Below are 18753 nucleotides of genomic sequence, written 5' to 3'. Positions count from 1 at the left end.
CGCGCCAGGCTCAGGCCAGCACGTCTTCCGCCGGGACGTACGGCAGGCCGAGCGCGAGCGCGACGGCCTCGTACGTGACGTGGCCGTCGCACACGTTCAGGCCCGCGCGCAGATACGGGTCGTCGGTCATCGCGCGTTTCCAGCCTTTGTCGGCGAGCGCGAGCGCATGGCCGAGCGTCGCATTGTTCAGCGCGAACGTCGACGTGCGCGCGACCGCGCCCGGCATGTTCGCGACGCAGTAGTGCACCACGCCGTCGACGACGAAGGTCGGCTGCGCATGCGTCGTGGCGTGCGATGTCTCGAAGCAGCCGCCCTGGTCGATCGCGACGTCGACGACGACGGCGCCCGTGCGCATCGTCGCGATCATGTCGCGCGTGACGAGCCGCGGCGCCGACGCGCCCGGCACGAGCACCGCGCCGATCACGACGTCGGCGTCGCGCACGGCTTCGTCGATCGTATGTGCGTTCGAGCAGACGGTCGCGATCCGGTTCGCGAAGATCAGGTCGAGCTGGCGCAGCCGGCCCACGTTGGTGTCGAGCACGGTGACGCGTGCGCCGAGGCCGACCGCCATCTGCAGCGCACCGGTGCCCACCACGCCCGCGCCGAGCACCACGACGTGCGCGGCCGGCACGCCGGGCACGCCGGCCATCAGCACGCCGCGGCCGCCGCGCGGGCTTTCGAGGTGCGTCGCCGCGACCTGGATCGACATGCGTCCCGCGACCTCGCTCATCGGCGCGAGCAGCGGCAGCCCGCCGCCCGGGCCCGTCACGGTTTCGTACGCGATGCAGACCGCGCCGGACTTCACGAGCGCGGCGGCCTGCTCGGGATCGGGCGCGAGATGCAGGTACGTATAAAGAATCTGCCCGCGCCGCAGCATCGCGCACTCGGCGGCCTGCGGTTCCTTGACCTTGATGATCATGTCGGCGCGCGCGAAGAGGTCGCGTGCGTCGTCGCACAGCGCCGCGCCGGCGGCCGTGTAGTCGTCGTCGAGCAGGCCGATCGCGGTGCCCGCGCCGCGCTGCACGAGCACGTGGTGGCCATGCCGCGTGAGTTCGCGCGCGCCGGCCGGCGTGAGGCCGACGCGGTATTCATGGTTTTTGATCTCTTTCGGCACACCGATCAGCATGAGTCGTCTCCTTGGGTATTCGTCATTGTTGTCGTGCCCGAGCGCGCTGCGATCGTCCGACCGTGCGTGCCGGCGAACGGCACGTGTGCGACGGGTGCGCATGCACGGTCCGATTGCCGTATTGGAATAAAAGGGTAGTGGTGCCCGGAGGGAAGTCAAGCGGCGGCCCGCCGCGACGGTGCGCGCACTGCACCGCAGCACGCGGCGTGGCGCATTGCGACCGGACGTCGCAATGCGCGCGGCACGCGGTTTGGGTATCGTCTTGGGTGCCGCGGAGCGGGGCCGCGTGCCGGAATCGTTCCGGCTGGATCACGCGACACAACGACACGATGAAGCAAGGAACCTTACCGACATGACGGGCGCGTATTTCAGCGTGCCGACGCTTTGCGCGATCGCACTGGTTCACGTCTACTGGGCGTTCGGCGGAAGGCTCGGCAAGCGGGCGGCCATTCCGGAACACGACGGCGTGCCGCTGCTGCGGCCGAGCGCGCCCGGCACGCTCGCCGTCGCGGCGGCGTTGCTGGCCGGTGCAGGCGCGGTGGCGTCGCGCGCGGGCTGGCTGTGGCCGAACCTGTATCCCGGCGCGATCGCGTTCGCGGTCGTTGCGCTCGCATTGATCTTCGCGGTGCGCGCGGTCGGCGATTTCCGCTACGTCGGCTTCTTCAAGCGGATCCGCGGGTCGCGTTTCGCGCGGATGGACAGCCTCTGTTACTCGCCGTTTTGCGCGGCGCTCGCGTTGTCGCTCGCATCGATGCTGTGGCCGTGGTGAGCGCCGGGCCGATCGGGGCGGTCATCTTGCAGCGAGTGAAGCCGTAACGCGCGTCGCGGCGCCTCCACGAAAGCACCGACCGGGGCGCGCGGGTTATGCCTGAAAACGACCTGCACCGACCGGGCGAAACCCGCGCCTGCGTCCGGCACCCCTCCGCGAGCAACGACGTGATCGGGCTGCGGCTCTTGCATATTCCGGCTCCCGCATTTTTCAATTGTTGCGATTTTCGATGCAATGAATTGCATCTAACCCTTTGGAAATGGAACCGGTTCCATCTATAATTCGCGGCACTCGTCGCCAGGCCCGAAATGAGGGTCGTGCACGTTGCGCTTGCCGTCGGCCAGCGCGGCGTCTAAGTTGAACCAGGGCCATGGCGATGGCGGGTAAATGACGTGAGAAGCCCGGCATTTGTCCGACGATAAGGCCCGCGAAGAGGTCGACCCGCGTGGCGCGCCCGAACCGGCGCGCCTGCGGCTGCATGATGGCGCCGTCACGCAATGCGCGGCCGGCGCCCGCATCGAGAGTGTTCGCAACACAGCAGGAACAGGATGCCGGCCGCATGCGGCATGGCTACCGGTCGGGCATGGCGCATACGGAATGCGCGTCCCCGAACCAAGCTCCCCAACGATCAACATCCGACCATGTCCACGCCACCCGACAAACCCAATTCGCGTCGCCGTTTCCTGCGCACGTCGGTCGCGCTCGTGCCGATCGCGTCGGTCGCCGGTTGCGACCTGCGCTCGTCGTCGTCCGCGACCACGGCCGGCAATGCGTCCACCGCGTCGGCCGGCGCCGAACGCGCGCCGTACAAGCCGACTTTCTTCGATGCGAAGGAGTGGGCGTTCGTCCAGGCCGCCGTCGACCGGCTGATCCCGGCCGATGCCGAGGGCCCCGGCGCCCTCGACACCGGCGTGCCCGAATTCATCGACCGCCAGATGGAAACCCCGTATGCGCACGGCGCGACGTGGTACATGCAGGGGCCGTTCCAGCAGGGCGTGCCCGAGCTCGGCTATCAGCTCAAGCTCGTGCCGCGCGACATCTACCGGCTCGGCATCGCGGCGGTCAACCGCTATTGCGAAAAGGCGCACGGCAAGACGTTCGCCGACCTCGATGCACCGACCCGCGACACCGTGCTCGGCGCACTGGAGAAGGGTGGCGCGCAGATCGACGACGTGCCGTCCACCGTGTTCTTCGGCCAGTTGCTGCAGAACACGCGCGAAGGCTACTTCTGCGATCCGGTGCATGGCGGCAATCACGACATGGCCGCGTGGAAGATGATCGGTTTTCCGGGCGCGCGCGCCGACTTCATGGATTTCGTCAACCAGAACGGCAAGCCGTATCCGTACGGCCCGGTTTCGATCAACGGGGAGCGCAGCTGATGGCCGCGGAAAAGAAGCCGCACGTCGATGCGGTGATTGTCGGCTTCGGCTGGACCGGCGCGATTCTCGCGAAGGAACTGACCGAAGCGGGCCTGAACGTCGTCGCGCTCGAGCGCGGCGAGTATCGCGACACCTATCCGGACGGCGCGTATCCGAACACGATCGACGAGCTGACCTACAACGTTCGCAAGAAGCTGTTCCTCGATCTGTCGAAGACGACCGTCTCGATCCGCCACGGCGTGCAGGACACCGCACTGCCGTACCGGCAGCTCGCCGCGTTCCTGCCGGGCGAAGGCGTCGGCGGCGCGGGGCTGCACTGGTCGGGCGTGCACTTCCGGATCACGCCGGAGGAGCTGCGCCTGCGCAGCCACTACGAAGAGCGCTACGGCAAGAAGTTCATCCCGGAAGGCATGACGATCCAGGACACGGGCGTCAGCTACGACGAGCTCGAGCCGTATTTCGACTTCGCGGAGAAGGTGTTCGGCACGTCGGGGCAGGCGTACAAGGTCGGCGGCAAGGTGGTCGGCGACGGCAACGTGTTCGAGGCGAACCGCAGCGACAACTTCCCGCTGCCCGCGCAGCTCAACACCTATTCGGCGCAGCGTTTCTCCGACGCGGCGAAATCGCTCGGGCTGCATCCGTACCGACTGCCGTCGGCGAACACGTCGGGGCCGTACACGAACCCGTACGGCGTGCAGATGGGGCCGTGCAACTTCTGCGGCTACTGCAGCGGCTACGCGTGCTACATGTACTCGAAGGCGTCGCCGAACCTGAACATCCTGCCCGCGCTGAAGCAGGTGCCGAACTTCGAATTGCGCTCGAAGTGCCACGTGCTGCGCGTGGACCTGGACGACACGAAAAAGCGCGCCACGGGCGTCACCTACGTCGACCCGGCCGGCCGTGAAGTGCATCAGCCGGCCGATCTCGTGATCGTCGCCGCGTTCCAGTATCACAACGTGCACCTGCTGCTGCTGTCGGGCATCGGCAAGCCGTACGACCCGATCTCGGGCGAAGGCGTGGTCGGCCGCAATTTCGCGTACCAGAACCTGTCGACGATCAAGGCGTTCTTCGACAAGGACACCTACACGAACCCGTTCATCGGCGCGGGCGGCAACGGCGTCGCGGTGGACGACTTCAACGCGGACAACTTCGACCACGGCCCGCTCGGCTTCGTCGGCGGCTCGCCGCTGTGGGTGAACCAGGCCGGCGTGAAGCCGATCAGCGGCATCGCGACGCCGCCCGGCACGCCGCAGTGGGGCTCGGCGTGGAAGAAGGCGGTCAAGGACAACTACGCGCACACGATCTCGATGGATGCGCACGGCACGAACATGTCGTACCGCGACGTGTACCTCGACCTCGATCCGACCTATCGCGATTCGTACGGCCAGCCGCTCTTGCGGATGACCTTCGACTGGAAGGACAACGACATCCGGATGGCGCAGTACGTGACCGGGCAGATGAAGAAGATCGCGGAGGCGATGGGGCCGAAGGCGATCGGCGTGTCGACGCGCGAGTTCGGCAAGCATTTCGATTCGCGCGCGTACCAGACGACCCACCTGGTCGGCGGCGCGATCATGGGCACCGATCCGAAGACGAGCGTGCTGAACCGCTACCTGCAGTGCTGGGACGTGCACAACGTGTTCGTGATGGGCGCGTCGGCGCTGCCGCAGGGCATCGGCTACAACCCGACCGGGATCATCGCCGCGCTGGCCTACTGGTCGGCACGCGCGATCCGCGAGCAATACCTGAAAAATCCCGCCCCGCTGGTGACCGTATGAAGAGGACAGTGAACCATTACAACGCCGCGCGCGGCATGTCCCCGCTGCGGCGCGCACTGGCGATCGGCACGGCATGGGCGGCGCTCGGTCTCGCCGGCGGGTCGGCCTTCGCGCAACCGGCGGCGCCGGCTTCGGGCCCGGCAGCCGCACCGGCCGCACAGTCGGCCGACGCGGCCCTCGTCAAGCGTGGCGAATACCTGGCCCGCGCCGGCGACTGTATCGCGTGCCACACGGCGAGCGGCGGCAAGCCGTTCGCGGGCGGCCTGAAGTTCGACACGCCGATCGGCGCGATCTATTCGACCAACATCACGCCGGATCCGAAGACGGGCCTCGGCGGCTGGACGCTCGAGGACTTCACCCGCGCGGTGCGCGAGGGCGTCCGCAAGAACGGCGACACGATGTACCCGGCGATGCCGTTCCCGTCCTACGCGCGTCTGAACGACGACGACGTGAAGGCGCTCTACGCGTACTTCATGCACGGCGTGGCGCCGGTCGAGCACGAGAACCGCGCGGTCGACATCGTGTGGCCGCTGTCGATGCGCTGGCCGCTGACGTTCTGGCGCAAGCTGTTCGCGCCGACGCCGAAGCCGTTCGATGCGACGCCGTATACCAATCCGGTGATCGCGCGCGGCGCGTATCTCGTGGAGGGGCTCGGCCATTGCGGCGCGTGCCACACGCCGCGCGCGGTGACGATGCAGGAGCGCGCGCTGACCGATGCGGGCGGCCTCGACTTCCTGGCCGGCGGCGCGGCGATCGACGGCTGGGTGCCGACGAGCCTGCGCGGCGAGCCGCGCACCGGGCTCGGCGCGTGGACCGAAACCGAGATCGTGCAGTTCCTGAAGACCGGCCGCACGCTGCGCACGGCCGCATTCGGCGGGATGACGGACGTGGTCGGCCACAGCATGCAGCACATGACCGACGACGACCTGACCGCGATCGCACGCTACCTGAAGACGCTGCCGCCGCGCGTGCAGGGCGAGCAGCCGCACGTGTACGACGCGGCCGCCGCGAAGGCGCTGCAGGGCGGCGACGCGAGCAAGCCGGGCGCGGCCGTCTATCGCGACAACTGCATGGCCTGCCACCGCAGCGACGGCCACGGCTACACGCGCGTGTTCCCGGCACTCGCCGGCAACCCGGTCGTGCAGGGCGAGGATCCGACGTCGCTGATCCACGTCGTGCTGGAAGGCAGCGCACTCGCGGGGACGCGCACCGCGCCGTCGACCTTCACGATGCCGCCGTTCGGCTGGCGCCTGTCGGACCAGGAAGTCGCGGACGTGTCGAATTTCGTGCGCACGAGCTGGGGCAATACGGGTGCGGCGATCACGGCCGCGCAGGTCGCGAAGGTGCGCAAGAGCGTGCCGTCGACGCGACCGGAGCCGCCGCCGGGCGCGCGGTTCCCGCAGGCATCCCGCTGACGCGGGCGGCGGGGCAGCCGGCCCCGCCCGCTCGCTCCGTCTCGCGGCGCCGGCCGGCGCGCGGGACACGTTCCTTCCGACCGGGGTTGTACCCCGCAATGGCGCGCCGCCACGTGAAAATTTCGCGGTGGGGCGCCATTCTTCCGCCTCATCCCTTATCCTTTCACTCTTGAACCTTACTAAATCGTTACAAGAGCCTGGGAGGGGGGATGCCTCATGACGTCAGCCTGATTGCGTTGCTCGCGGCCGGTTTCGGTCTCGCGATGATCTTCGGTTACCTCGCGTCGCTGCTGAAAATGCCGCCGCTCGTCGGCTATCTGCTTGCCGGTATCGTGATCGGCCCCGGCACGCCCGGTTTCGTCGGCGACCTGTCGCTCGCGCAGCAGCTTGCCGAAGTCGGCGTGATGCTGCTGATGTTCGGCGTCGGCCTTCATTTCTCGCTTGGCGATCTGCTCGCGGTGCGCAAGATCGCGCTGCCGGGGGCAGTCGTCCAGATTACCGTCGCGACGCTGCTCGGCGGCGGGCTTGCGCTCACCTGGGGCTGGAGCCTCGGCGCGGCGCTCGTGTTCGGGCTCGCGCTGTCGGTCGCGAGCACGGTCGTGCTGTTGCGCGCGCTGGAAGGGCGCGGGCTCGTCGAGACGGTCAACGGACGCATCGCGGTCGGCTGGCTCGTCGTCGAGGATCTCGTGATGGTGCTCGTGCTCGTGCTGCTGCCGCCCGTCGCGGGGTTGCTCGGCGGCACGCCGCCCGGCGACGCGCACGCGGCCGGCGGCAGCGTGTGGGGCACGCTCGGCGTCACGATGCTGAAGGTCGCCGCGTTCATCGTGCTGATGCTCGTGGTCGGCAAGCGCGTGTTCCCGCGCATTCTGTGGCTCGTCGCGCGCACCGGTTCGCGCGAGCTGTTCACGCTGTGCATGATCGCGGCAGCGGTCGGCATCGCGTTCGGCGCGGCGAAGCTGTTCGACGTGTCGTTCGCGCTCGGCGCGTTTTTCGCCGGGATGATGATGCGCGAGTCGGAGTTCAGCCGGCGCGCGGCCGACGAGACGCTGCCGCTGCGCGACGCGTTCTCGGTGCTGTTCTTCATTTCGGTCGGGATGCTGTTCGACCCGAAGGTGCTGCTCACCGAGCCGCTGCACGTGATCGAGGTCGCGGCGATCGTGCTGATCGGCAAGACGCTCGCGGCGGTCGCGCTCGTGATTGCATTCCGTTATCCGCTGAACACCGCGCTGACGGTCGGCGCGGGCCTCGCGCAGATCGGCGAGTTCTCGTTCATCCTCGCGGGTCTCGGCCGGGCGCTCGGTTTGCTGTCGGCCGAGGGGCAGAGCCTGATTCTCGCGGTCGCGCTGATCTCGATCGCGATGAACACGCTGCTGTTCGCGATGATCGATCCGGCGCTCGCCTGGATTCGCAAGCATTCGGCGTTCGCGCGCAAGCTCGAGGCGCGCGACGATCCGCTCGCCGCGCTGCCGATGTCGACGCCGCAGACGCACCTGACCGGTCAGGTCGTGATCGTCGGCTACGGCAAGGTCGGCACGCGCATCGCGCATGCGCTGGACGAGCGCGGGATCGCCTATGTCGTCGTCGAGCAGAACCGCGAACTCGTCGAGAAGCTGCGCGCGGACGGCGTCGCGGCCGTGTCGGGCGACGCGATCGAGCCGGTCGTGCTCGTGCAGGCGCATATCGCGCGTGCCGGGATGCTGGTCGTCACGCTGCCGGACGTGTTCGACGTGCGGCAAATCGTCGAGATCTCGCGCACGCTGAACCCGACGCTGGAGGTCGTGCTGTGCACGAACAGCGGCGACGAGGCCGACTTGCTGTCGAGCGAGGGCGTCGGCACCGTGTTCATGGGCGAGAGCGAACTCGCGCGCGGGATGACCGAGCATGTGCTCGGCCGGATGGTCAAGCCGGTGGCGGCTGCGCATTGACGGTGGCGCCTACTCGTATTCGACGACCCCGCCACACGCCCGGCCGCGTTCGCGCGGCCAGTGGGATTGCGTCGGCTGTCGGGACTGCGCCGGCCGTCGGGACGGCGAAAGGGCGCATGAGCGGCATTCGACGCGGCGAATAGCGGACGCATTCGCCGGCAGCCGCGCCCGGTATCACGCGATGGGTTTCAGCCTGCCGCCTTCGCCTGTACGGTCGCGCCGGATTGCGCGGCCGTCTTCACCGGCGTCGCCGCCTTCTGCGCGGCCGCCGTCTTCGGTTGCACCGCGGCCTTCGGCGCCGCGCCTGGCTTCTGCGGTGCCGCGCCCCTGGCCGGCGCATTCGGCGTCGGCTCGACCGGCGCATCGGGCGGCACGCCGAGCAACTGCAGCGCGCCGCTCGTGACCGACGAGAACACCGGGCCGGCCACCGTGCCGCCGTAGTAGCCCTTGCCGCGCGGCTCGTCGATCATCACCGCGACGATCAGACGCGGGTTGCTCATCGGCGCCATCCCCGCGAACAGTGCGCGGTACTTGCCCTTCGCATAGGTCGCGCCGACCTGCTTGCGCGCCGTGCCCGTCTTGCCGCCGATCCGGTAGCCGTCGACGCGCGCGCGGCGCCCCGTGCCGCCTTCGCCGACCGCCGACTCGAGCATCGAGCGGATCGCCGCCGCGGTTTGCGGCGACGTCACGCGGTGCCCGCGACGGGCGTCCATCGTCAGCGGATCGGTGCCGCTCTTCAGCAGCGACACCGGGTGCAGCGTGCCGTCGCCCGCATAGGCGGTGTAGGTCTGCGCGATCTGCAGCAGCGACATCGACAGCCCGTAGCCGTACGCCATCGTCGCCTGCTCGATCGGCCGCCAGCGCTTGTAGCCGCGCAGGCGGCCCGATGCGACGCCCGGGAACGTCAGCTCCGGCGCGCGGCCGATCCCGTATTCCTGGTACTTGTTCCAGATCGTTTCGGCGGGCAGGTTCAGCGCCAGCTTGGCGAGCGCGACGTTGCTCGATTTCTGCAGCGCCTGCGAGACGGTCAGCGAGCCGTGGTTCGACGTGTCGTGGATCACGGCCGGGCCGATCTTGTAGGTGCCCGGCGACGTGTTGATGATCGTGTTCGGCGTGACCTTGCGCTCGTCGATCGACAGCGCGACGACGAGCGGCTTGATCGTCGAGCCGGGCTCGAACGTGTCGATCACCGCGCGGTTGCGCAGCTGCTGGCCGGTGAGCCGGAAGCGATCGTTCGGATCGAAGGTCGGGTAGTTCGAGAGTGCGAGGATTTCGCCATTCTGCGCGTCGAGCACGACGACGCTGCCGGCCACCGCGTTGTTCTCGAGCACCGCGGCCTTGAGCTGGCTGTACGCGAGTTGCTGGATGCGCCGGTCGATCGTCAGTTCGATCGTCGCGCCGTGCTGCGCGGGGACGAGCGGGCGCGTGTCGGACACGATGCGCCCGAGCCGGTCGCGGATCACCTCGCGCTGCCCGGACGTACCCGACAGCCGCGCATTCGCCGCGAGTTCGACGCCTTCCTGGCCCTTGTCCTCGACGTTGGTGAAGCCGACCACGTGCGCGGCCGACTCGCCTTCCGGATAGAAGCGCTTCGAATCGGCGATCTGCGTGATGCCGTCGATCGCGAGCTTGTCGAGCCGGCTCGCGGTATCGGCGTCGATCTGCCGCTTCAGCAGCACGAACGTACGGTCGTTGCGCAGGCGGCGTCTGACTTCCGCGAGCGGCATGTCGAGCAGCTTGGCGATCTGCGGATAGTCGATTTCGGCGACCTGTTTCGGGTTCGCCCAGATTTCATAGGTCGACAGGCTGACCGCGAGCATCGCGCCGTTGCGATCGACGATGCGTCCGCGCATCGCGTCGAGCTCGATCGTGCGCTGGTAGCGCTTCTGGCCTTGCCCGACATAGAAATCCTGGTTCGCGACCTGCACCCAGAACGCGCGTCCGATCAGCGCGGCGAATCCGAGGGACACCATGATCACGACCAGTTTCGAGCGCCACATCGGCAGGCGCGACGCGAGCATCGGATGCTTGGTCGCGGCGGCGTACGGATCGGCGGGGTGGGTCTTCTTTTTCACGCTCATGCAAGGGCCGGGTCGGGCCGCCGGACGGCGGCAAGTCAGTCTGAATAATGTGATTGTAATAAATGAGTAAACATTGTGTGGGGAAAGTATGTTTCGGCCCCGTAAAAGAGGCGTGGCGGTACGCCGGGACGAGCGGAGAAAAAGCGGGAGGGAGGCTGGAAGGGCGGTGCGGCGCCCGACGAAATCGGGGCGGACCATTTGATTAACCCGGCCCCGATTAATTTCGAGTCCGGAAAATAAAAATCGCCTCGAAGCGAGGCGACTTTATTTATGAATATCGAAATGAATATCGCGGAAACTGGAATAAACCCCAAAACCGCAGAGGAATGCCGTCAGCAATACCTAGCGCGCGACGGAAGTAAATTCGTGGTTTTCCGACTCCGCCGTGGAGCGATCGACCGCCTGCAGGCGCCATGCGCCATCGGGGTGCTCGCCGGCGAGCACCGCGGGCCCCTGCTCGCGCTGCGTCGCACTGGACGACAGGCCCTTCAACTGGCACACGGCCTTGCCGCCATCGGCCGCGCAGAGGGCCATTGCACCCTCTACGTCCCGAATCTTGCCCCACGTCGGAAGATCGATACCCTGGTGTGCCTCGCGTGACCACAGGCCCTCGTCGGTATCGACCCACAGTACTGCGAACGCGTGTCGGGTTGCCGATTCGCTGCCATTAATGCGAATAGTGAGGCGCATTGGATCGTCTCCTGAAAAAAGGACACATTTGACTGTTTCGGTTTGGACAGTCTAGATAGACTGCAGTGAAACGCAAGTGATAAACCGCAATAAATTCCAATTAATTGTATTGGCGTTTCAGATCGAACGACGTCTGACGATTCATCGCGATCCGACGCCGCGTGCAAACGGAGGCGGCAGCGCGATGCGCACGCCGTGACCGCGCGATCGCGCCCCGGGACATGCGATGACTCGGGGGAAGTCCGAGTCGAAAGGTCGCACCGAAGCGATGACCCGATGGGCCCCCCGGCCGTCCGTCCGCACGCCCACCGAACGCCGAACGACCGGACGTTTGAACGATTTGCCAGCCAGCCGGCACGACACACTCCGACATTCGCGTACAAATCCACACACTTTCACGAAACTTTCGGGACAGACTTGCGGGCGATCGGGCCCCACACTTGGAGTTTCCCGATCCTGCGCCGCGGACGCCCGTCCGTGGCGCGCTGCCGAGACGCGATCGACGCGATCGCGGGCCGCAGCGAGATCGGGACTGCCGGGGCGAGCGTCGGCCCCGGCCCGGCCGAGCGCCGCGTGCGACCTCGCCATCCGGGGCAGCCGCGCTGTCCGGCCGACTCTTCGAAGGAGACTATCGTGCTGATCTGGAAAACCGCGTTGTCGCTCAACTGGCGCACGAGCCTCGTGTCGCCGGCCAGCGCACCGGTCGCGGCGGCCAACGTCGGACACCTGGTGCTCACCGGCGCCACCGGCTTCATCGGCAGCACCGTGCTGACGGCGCTCGTCAACGCAGGGTTGCTCGAGCGGATCGTGTGTGTCGTGCGCGCCGAGAATCGCGGCCATGCGGTCGCGCGTCTGCGTGAAGCGGCGCTGCGCGCGGGACTCGCGCCGTACTGGGCGTCGCGTCTGGGCGACGCGAACGTGGTCGTCGGCACGCTCGGCGACGTCTGGCAGGGCGCCGACGCGCCGCGTCTCGCCGGCGCGACGCACGTGATCCACTGCGCGGGCCATGCATCGCCGGCCGACGGCGCGCACCTGCAGGCGGACATCGCCGACTCGCTGGGCTTCGCCGCTCGCTTCGCGCACACGCCGCGGCTGCAGCGTTTCGTGTATGTCGGCACGGCGTATGCCCACGCGGGCCGCGGCGGGATCGTGCATGAGGACGCGGCGGGCTTGGCGGCAAGTGGCACGATGCAGGGCGGCGACGGGCTGCCCGGCGCGGTGCTCGCGGCGGACTACCTGCACGCGAAGGCGGAAACGGAACAGCGCCTGCGCGAACTCGGGCTGCCGCTCGTCGTCGTGCGTCCGTCGCACGTCGTCGGTCACACGGTGCTCGGCACGCGTCCCGCGCCGAATTCGTTCTGGATGTTCCGCGTCGCGCACGCGGCGCGCCGCTTCACCGCGCGGCCGATGACGCGCATCGACATCGTGTCGGTCGACGACGTCGCGCGTGCGACGATGCTGCTGGCCGTGAAACCGACGCTGATGCACGACGTGTACCACGTGTCGGCCGGCGACGAGGCGCCGCAGGTCGCGCAGATCGTGCGCGCGATGGACGAAGCGGCGGGCATGACGGGCGCGCCGCGCTACGCCGCTTGCGCGCCGGCCGAACTGCCGCTCGTGGTGCGTGACGTGCTCGGGCGGCCCGATCCGGCGCTCGAGCGCGTGATCGGCCGGGCGTTGCAGCGTTGCGCGGAATTCGCGACGGTCGATCGCGTATTCGACAACCGCCGCGTGCGCGACGAAATCGATTTCGAGCCGCTGCCGTTCATCGATTACGTCGAGGAATGCATGCGCACGTCACGCGGCGTCGCGGTGACCGAGCTGATGCGCGGCACGCTGCACTGACCGCCCGCGCGATCCCGGGCCTGCCGGTCCAGGTTCGCCGCCGCTCGCCGCGGCCCGGTGACGGCAGGTCCTAAGACGCGTTGCCGAGCTCGATCAGCCGATCGAGCGCACGGTAGACGTCGTCGAGGCCGTCCTGGCCGAAACGCGCTTCGAGCTGACGGTACTGCTCGTCGATGCGCGGACCGATTTCGGTCACCAGTTTCCTGCTTTGCGGTGTCAGGCTCACCAGCAGCCGGCGCTGATCCTCCTGCGCGCGTGTGCGCGTAATCAGGCCGTCGCGTTCCATCCGTTCCAGCACGCCCGTCAGACTCGGGCTCAGGATGCAGCAGCGGCGCGCGATCTGTCCCGCTTCCAGCGCATGCGCCGGCTCGCCGTCGAGCACGCGGATGATCCGCCATTGCTGTTCGGTCAGCGCGAATTCCTTGAGAATGGGGCGGAACAGGCCCATCAGCGTTTCGCGGGCCTCGAGCAGCAGCATGGCCAGATTGCGATGGTCGAGCGTACGGTTCATCGGGGTGGGGAATGGACGGGGACGCATCAATCTTAACAGCCGATGGTGACGAATATCGTGAATCAGGGTAATCGAGGTTGTCAGCGCACGATTGTTTACTTAAGATGTTAAGTATTGACGATGCGCCGCGACGCGCGGCAGGGGAATGACGCATGGAGCTGTCTTGCAGGACCGCCGCGGCACCGCCGCTGCCGGTCGCCATCGGTACCGTCTACGGCGCGCTGCTCAACGAACGCGCGGCACTCGACGCGCTCGGCGACGCCGTGCACGCGCCGCCTTACGGTCGTCCGCCCCAGGCGCCGATCCTGTATATCAAGCCGGCCAACACGCACGCAGCGGACGGCGCGGCCGTCGTGGTGCCGGCCGGCGTCGATGCGCTGGAGATCGGCGCGTCGGTGGCCGTCGTGTTCTCGCGGCGCGCGACGCACGTGCCGGTCGGGCAGGCGCTCGACTACCTGCACGGTTTCACGCTCGCGAACGACGTGTCGGTGCCGCATCCCGACTACTACCGTCCCGCTGTGCGCTTCAAGTGTCGCGACGGCTTTTGCCCGCTGGGTCCCGCGATCGTGCCGGCGGCGGCGCTTGCCGACGTCGACGCGATCGGCCTGACCGTGCGGATCGACGGCGACACGGCGGTGTCCGCCTCGACGGCCACGCTGATTCGCCCGGTGCGCGAACTGATCGCCGACGTGACGGCCTTCATGTCGTTCGACGCGGGCGACGTGCTGCTGCTCGGCGTCGCGGGCGGCGCACCGCGCGCCCGCGCGGGCAGCACGATCGAGATTACGGCCGCCGGCATCGGCACGTTGCGGCATACGCTGATTGCGGAGGACGCACGATGAAGACGGCACGCGTGATCTACAACGGCGCACTGCATGTGGCCGAGCCGGCCGGCGACGGCGCGATCCGGCTCGACACGGGGCGCGTGCTGGCCGAGGACGAGGTGACGTGGCTGCCGCCCGTCGCGCCGCGCACGACGTTCGCGCTCGGTCTGAACTACGCGGACCACGCGAAGGAACTCGCGTTCAAGGCGCCGAGCGAGCCGCTGATCTTCCTGAAGGGGCCGAACACGTTCATCGGCCACCGGTCGCGCACCGTGCGCCCGACGGACGCGACGCACATGCACTACGAGTGCGAACTGGCCGTCGTGATCGGCCGTCCGGCGCGCAACGTGAGCCGTGCGCAGGCGATCGACCACGTCGCCGGCTACACGGTCGCGAACGACTACGCGATCCGCGACTATCTCGAGAACTACTACCGCCCGAACCTGCGCGTGAAGAACCGCGACACCTGCACGCCGCTCGGGCCGTGGTTCGTCAGCCGCGACGAGATCGGCGATGCGGGCGACCTGATGCTGCGCACGACGGTCAACGGCCAGGAGACGCAGCGCGGCAGCACGCGCGACATGATCTTCGACGTGCCCGCGCTGATCGAGCACATCAGCGGCTTCATGACGCTCTCGCCGGGCGACCTGATCCTGACCGGCACGCCGGAAGGGCTCGCGGACACGAAGCCGGGCGACGAGGTCGTGACGGAAATCGAAGGGATCGGCCGGCTCGTGAACACGATCGTCGGCGAAGCAGACTACTATCGCGCCGGCTGAGCCCGTCGCCCAAGGAGAGCACATGACCATCAAGCACTGGATCGACGGCCGCGAAGTCGAGAGCCGCGAGACTTTCACGACGCTGAACCCCGCGACGGGCGATGTGATCACCGACGTCGCGTCGGCCGGCGAGGCCGAAGTCGATGCGGCCGTGCGCGCGGCGAAGGCAGCGTTCCCCAAGTGGGCGAACACGCCCGCGAAGGAGCGCGCGAAGCTGATGCGCAAGCTCGGCGAGCTGATCGAGAAGAACGTGCCGACGCTCGCCGCGCTCGAGACGCAGGACACCGGCCTGCCGATCGCGCAGACGAGCAAGCAGCTGATTCCGCGCGCGTCCGAGAACTTCAATTTCTTCGCGGAAGTGTGCGTGCAGATGAACGGCAGCACGTATCCGGTCGACGACCAGATGCTGAACTACACGTTGTACCAGCCGGTCGGTGTATGCGCGCTGGTGTCGCCGTGGAACGTGCCGTTCATGACCGCGACGTGGAAGACGGCGCCGTGTCTCGCGCTCGGCAACACGGCCGTGCTGAAGATGTCGGAGCTGTCGCCATTGACGGCCGACCAGCTCGGCCGGCTCGCGCTCGAAGCCGGCATTCCGCCAGGTGTGCTGAACGTCGTGCAGGGTTACGGCGCGACCGCCGGCGATGCGCTGGTGCGCCATCCGGACGTGCGTGCGGTGTCATTCACGGGCGGCACGGTCACGGGCAAGCGGATCATGGAACGCGCGGGCCTGAAGAAGTATTCGATGGAGCTCGGCGGCAAGTCGCCGGTGCTGATCTTCGACGATGCCGATTTCGACCGCGCGCTCGACGCGTCGCTGTTCACGATCTTCTCGATCAACGGCGAGCGTTGTACCGCGGGCTCGCGGATCTTCGTACAGCGAACGATCTACGATCGTTTCGTGCAGGAATTCGCGCGGCGCGCGAACAACCTGGTGGTCGGCGACCCGTCCGATCCGGCTACGCAGCTCGGCGCGATGATCACGCGCCAGCACTGGGAGAAGGTGACCGGCTACATCCGGATCGGCGAGCAGGAGGGCGCACGCGTGGTCGCGGGCGGCGCGGACAAGCCGGCGGGCCTCGCGGGCCATCTGCGCAACGGCAACTTCGTGCGGCCGACCGTGTTCGCGGACGTCGACAACCGGATGCGCATCGCGCAGGAAGAGATCTTCGGGCCGGTCGCGTGCCTGATCCCGTTCGACGACGAGGAAGAAGGGCTGCGACTCGCGAACGATACCGCTTACGGGCTCGCGTCGTACATCTGGACCCAGGACGTCGGCAAGGTGCATCGTCTCGCGCGCGGCATCGAGGCCGGGATGGTGTTCGTGAACAGCCAGAACGTGCGCGACCTGCGCCAGCCGTTCGGCGGCGTGAAGGAGTCGGGCACCGGACGCGAGGGCGGCGAGTACAGCTTCGAGGTGTTCGCGGAAATCAAGAACGTGTGTATCTCGATGGGTTCGCATCACATTCCCCGCTGGGGCGTGTAACGGCGCGGGTCGTTGCGCCGCTAGAACGAACGATACGGAGACTCAACGATGGGCAAACTGTCCCTCGCCGCGAAGATCACGCACGTGCCGTCGATGTACCTGTCGGAACTGCCCGGCAAACATCACGGCTGCCGCGACGCGGCGATCCGCGGTCATCGGCTGATCGGCGAGCGCTGCCGCGCGCTCGGCGTCGACACGATCGTCGTGTCGGACGTGCACTGGCTCGTCAACGCCGGCTACCACGTGAACTGCAATGCGAGGTTTGCCGGCACCTATACCAGCAACGAGCTGCCGCATTTCATCCGTGACATGCAGTATGCGTATCCGGGTAATCCGGCGCTCGGCCGCCTGATCGCCGAGACGGCCAGCGCGCGCGGGATCGCGACGCGCGCGCACGAGATCGACAGCCTCGAACTCGAATACGGCACGCTCGTGCCGATGCGCTACATGAACGGCGACCAGCACTTCAAGGTCGTGTCGATCGCCGGCTGGTGCATGTGGCATCAGCTCGACGAGAGCCGCCGCTTCGGCGAGGCGCTGCTCGAAGCGATCGAGAAGAGCGATTCGAACGTCGCGTTCCTCGCGAGCGGCTCGTTGTCGCATCGCTTCAACGACAACGGCAGCCCCGAGGAATCGATCCACCAGATCAGCCGCGAATTCTTCCGGCAGGTCGACCTGCGGGTGGTCGAGCTGTGGAAGCAGGGCGATTTCAAGACCTTCTGCGCGATGCTGCCCGAGTACAACGTGCATTGCCACGGCGAAGGCGGCATGCACGACACGGCGATGCTGCTCGGCCTGCTCGGCTGGGATCGCTACGACAAGCCCGTCGAGATCGTCACAGACTATTTCGCGAGCTCGGGCACCGGGCAGATCAACGCGATCTTCCCGCTCGCCTGAGCGCCGCGTCACCTAACTGGAGCGTTCCCATGCCACACATCGTCGTCGAATACACCGCGAACATCCGCGACGACGCGCGCATTCCCACGCTGCTGCGCACGATCAACGCAACGCTGATCGCGCAGGGCGGCGTGTTCCCGACGGGCGGCATCCGCTCGCGCGCGATCGAGCTGCAGGATTACTGCGTTGCCGACGGCACCGGGGACGACGCGTTCGTCCACGTGACGCTGAAGATCGGCTCGGGCCGCAGCGACGAGACCAAGAAGGCCGCGTGCGATGCGTTGTTCGACGCGATCAAGGCGCATTTCGCGGAGCTGTACGCGAAGCGCTATCTGGCGCTGTCGATGGAGCTGACCGAGTTCAGCGAAAGCGGCTCGTACAAGCACAACAACATTCACGCCCGCTACAAGCGGGCCGACTGAACCCATTCCCGATCCGACCATGCTCGAACCCGCCCTCATCGACCAGCTCGCACGGCGTCTGAACGACGCGGAGCGCGAGCGCACGCAGATCCGCCAGATCTCGCTCGACCATCCCGACATCACGATCGACGACGCGTATGCGATCCAGCGCGCGTGGGTGGCCCTGAAGCTCGCGGAAGGCCGCACGCTCAAGGGGCACAAGATCGGCCTCACGTCGAAGGCGATGCAGAACACGTCGCAGATCGACGAGCCCGATTACGGCGCGCTGCTCGACGACATGTTCTTCGACGACGGCGGCACGATCCCGACCGGGCGCTTCATCGTGCCGCGCGTCGAGGTCGAGCTCGCGTTCGTGCTCGGCAAGCGGCTCACGGGCCCGAATTGCACGATCTTCGACGTGTATGACGCGGTCGACTACGTGGTGCCCGCGCTCGAGATCATCGATGCGCGCAGTCAGTCGATCGATCCCGATACGAAGCGGCCGCGCAAGGTGTTCGACACGATTGCCGACAACGCGGCGAACGCGGGCGTCGTGATCGGCGGGCGGCCCGTGCGGCCCCAGGACGTCGACCTGCGCTGGGTCGCGGCGATCATGTCGCGCAACGGCGTGGTCGAGGAAACGGGCGTCGCGGCCGGCGTGTTGAACCATCCGGCCAATGGCGTCGCGTGGCTGGCCAATCGGTTGTCGCGATTCGGCGTCGCGCTGGAACCGGGACAGATCGTGCTCGGCGGCTCGTTCACGCGGCCGTGCGCGGCGCGCCAGGGCGACACGTTCAGCGTCGACTACGGCCCGCTCGGAACGATTCAGTGCTACTTCGAGTGAGGT

16 protein-coding genes are annotated in these 18753 nt (G+C 67.7%); 12 read left to right on the top strand and 4 right to left on the bottom strand.

Features of this window, described 5'->3' with window-relative positions:
* Nucleotides 1-10 precede the first annotated feature (10 nt).
* Complete coding sequence (gene ald / locus ACVK00_RS23620) at nt 11-1126, bottom strand: alanine dehydrogenase (protein ID WP_284893991.1); 1116 nt, start codon at nt 1124-1126, stop codon at nt 11-13.
* A 352-nt stretch (nt 1127-1478) separates the two neighbouring features.
* Between ald and ACVK00_RS23615 the strand changes: the two genes are divergently transcribed.
* The 5 genes from ACVK00_RS23615 (at nt 1479) to ACVK00_RS23595 (ending at nt 8392) form a co-directional block, all read left to right on the top strand.
* Complete coding sequence (locus ACVK00_RS23615; protein WP_284893992.1) at nt 1479-1895, top strand: DUF3995 domain-containing protein; 417 nt, start codon at nt 1479-1481, stop codon at nt 1893-1895.
* A gap of 641 nt (nt 1896-2536) precedes the next feature.
* On the top strand, nt 2537-3274 hold the full coding sequence (locus ACVK00_RS23610; RefSeq protein ID WP_228909771.1) for a gluconate 2-dehydrogenase subunit 3 family protein: 738 nt from the start codon (nt 2537-2539) through the stop codon (nt 3272-3274).
* Nucleotides 3274-5052, top strand: a complete 1779-nt coding sequence (locus ACVK00_RS23605) for a GMC family oxidoreductase (RefSeq protein WP_011658664.1) — start codon at nt 3274-3276, stop codon at nt 5050-5052. The genes ACVK00_RS23610 and ACVK00_RS23605 overlap by 1 nt, the downstream gene beginning before the upstream one ends.
* Nucleotides 5049-6467, top strand: coding sequence for a cytochrome c (locus tag ACVK00_RS23600; RefSeq protein WP_284893993.1), 1419 nt, complete (start codon nt 5049-5051; stop codon nt 6465-6467). Before ACVK00_RS23605 ends, ACVK00_RS23600 begins: the two co-directional genes overlap by 4 nt.
* A 209-nt stretch (nt 6468-6676) precedes the next feature.
* Nucleotides 6677-8392, top strand: coding sequence for a cation:proton antiporter domain-containing protein (locus ACVK00_RS23595; protein WP_228909774.1), 1716 nt, complete (start codon nt 6677-6679; stop codon nt 8390-8392).
* Between the two features lie 188 nt (nt 8393-8580).
* Here the strand turns inward: ACVK00_RS23595 and ACVK00_RS23590 are convergent, their stop codons facing one another.
* On the bottom strand, nt 8581-10473 hold the full coding sequence (locus ACVK00_RS23590; RefSeq protein WP_284893994.1) for a peptidoglycan D,D-transpeptidase FtsI family protein: 1893 nt from the start codon (nt 10471-10473) through the stop codon (nt 8581-8583).
* Nucleotides 10474-10815: 342 nt separating this feature from the next.
* Nucleotides 10816-11163 carry a DUF3564 family protein gene (locus ACVK00_RS23585; protein ID WP_228909776.1) on the bottom strand — a complete coding sequence of 116 codons (348 nt, stop codon included), beginning with the start codon at nt 11161-11163 and terminating at the stop codon, nt 10816-10818.
* A 633-nt stretch (nt 11164-11796) separates the two neighbouring features.
* On the opposite strand from ACVK00_RS23585, the gene ACVK00_RS23580 reads away from it, so the two are divergent.
* Nucleotides 11797-13008: an SDR family oxidoreductase gene (locus tag ACVK00_RS23580; RefSeq protein WP_284893995.1), complete on the top strand. Its 1212-nt coding sequence runs from the start codon at nt 11797-11799 to the stop codon at nt 13006-13008.
* Nucleotides 13009-13078: 70 nt separating this feature from the next.
* Here the strand turns inward: ACVK00_RS23580 and hpaR are convergent, their stop codons facing one another.
* Entirely contained in the window at nt 13079-13519 is a 441-nt protein-coding gene (gene hpaR, locus ACVK00_RS23575) for a homoprotocatechuate degradation operon regulator HpaR (RefSeq protein WP_006754041.1), read from the bottom strand.
* Between the two features lie 152 nt (nt 13520-13671).
* Here hpaR and ACVK00_RS23570 point away from each other — a divergent pair, with 152 nt between their 5' ends.
* Genes ACVK00_RS23570 through hpaH form a run of 6 tightly spaced genes read left to right on the top strand, consistent with a single transcriptional unit; the run spans nt 13672 to nt 18750 of the window.
* Nucleotides 13672-14361 carry a fumarylacetoacetate hydrolase family protein gene (locus ACVK00_RS23570; protein ID WP_284893996.1) on the top strand — a complete coding sequence of 230 codons (690 nt, stop codon included), beginning with the start codon at nt 13672-13674 and terminating at the stop codon, nt 14359-14361.
* Nucleotides 14358-15122, top strand: coding sequence for a fumarylacetoacetate hydrolase family protein (locus ACVK00_RS23565; protein ID WP_228909778.1), 765 nt, complete (start codon nt 14358-14360; stop codon nt 15120-15122). Before ACVK00_RS23570 ends, ACVK00_RS23565 begins: the two co-directional genes overlap by 4 nt.
* Nucleotides 15123-15144: 22 nt before the next feature.
* The gene (gene hpaE, locus ACVK00_RS23560; RefSeq protein ID WP_284893997.1) at nt 15145-16608 is read left to right on the top strand and encodes a 5-carboxymethyl-2-hydroxymuconate semialdehyde dehydrogenase; all 1464 of its coding nucleotides are present in this window, start codon (nt 15145-15147) and stop codon (nt 16606-16608) included.
* A gap of 48 nt (nt 16609-16656) precedes the next feature.
* Nucleotides 16657-17505 (top strand): 3,4-dihydroxyphenylacetate 2,3-dioxygenase, encoded by an 849-nt coding sequence (gene hpaD, locus ACVK00_RS23555; protein WP_175667748.1) that lies wholly within the window; start codon nt 16657-16659, stop codon nt 17503-17505.
* A gap of 29 nt (nt 17506-17534) precedes the next feature.
* Nucleotides 17535-17927, top strand: a complete 393-nt coding sequence (locus tag ACVK00_RS23550; protein ID WP_228909780.1) for a 5-carboxymethyl-2-hydroxymuconate Delta-isomerase — start codon at nt 17535-17537, stop codon at nt 17925-17927.
* A gap of 19 nt (nt 17928-17946) precedes the next feature.
* Nucleotides 17947-18750, top strand: coding sequence for a 2-oxo-hept-4-ene-1,7-dioate hydratase (hpaH, locus tag ACVK00_RS23545; RefSeq protein ID WP_228909781.1), 804 nt, complete (start codon nt 17947-17949; stop codon nt 18748-18750).
* Nucleotides 18751-18753: the final 3 nt, after the last annotated feature.

It is taken from the genome of Burkholderia sp. PvR073 (assembly GCF_054055695.1).
This window is presented reverse-complemented; position numbering and strand designations above follow the sequence as displayed.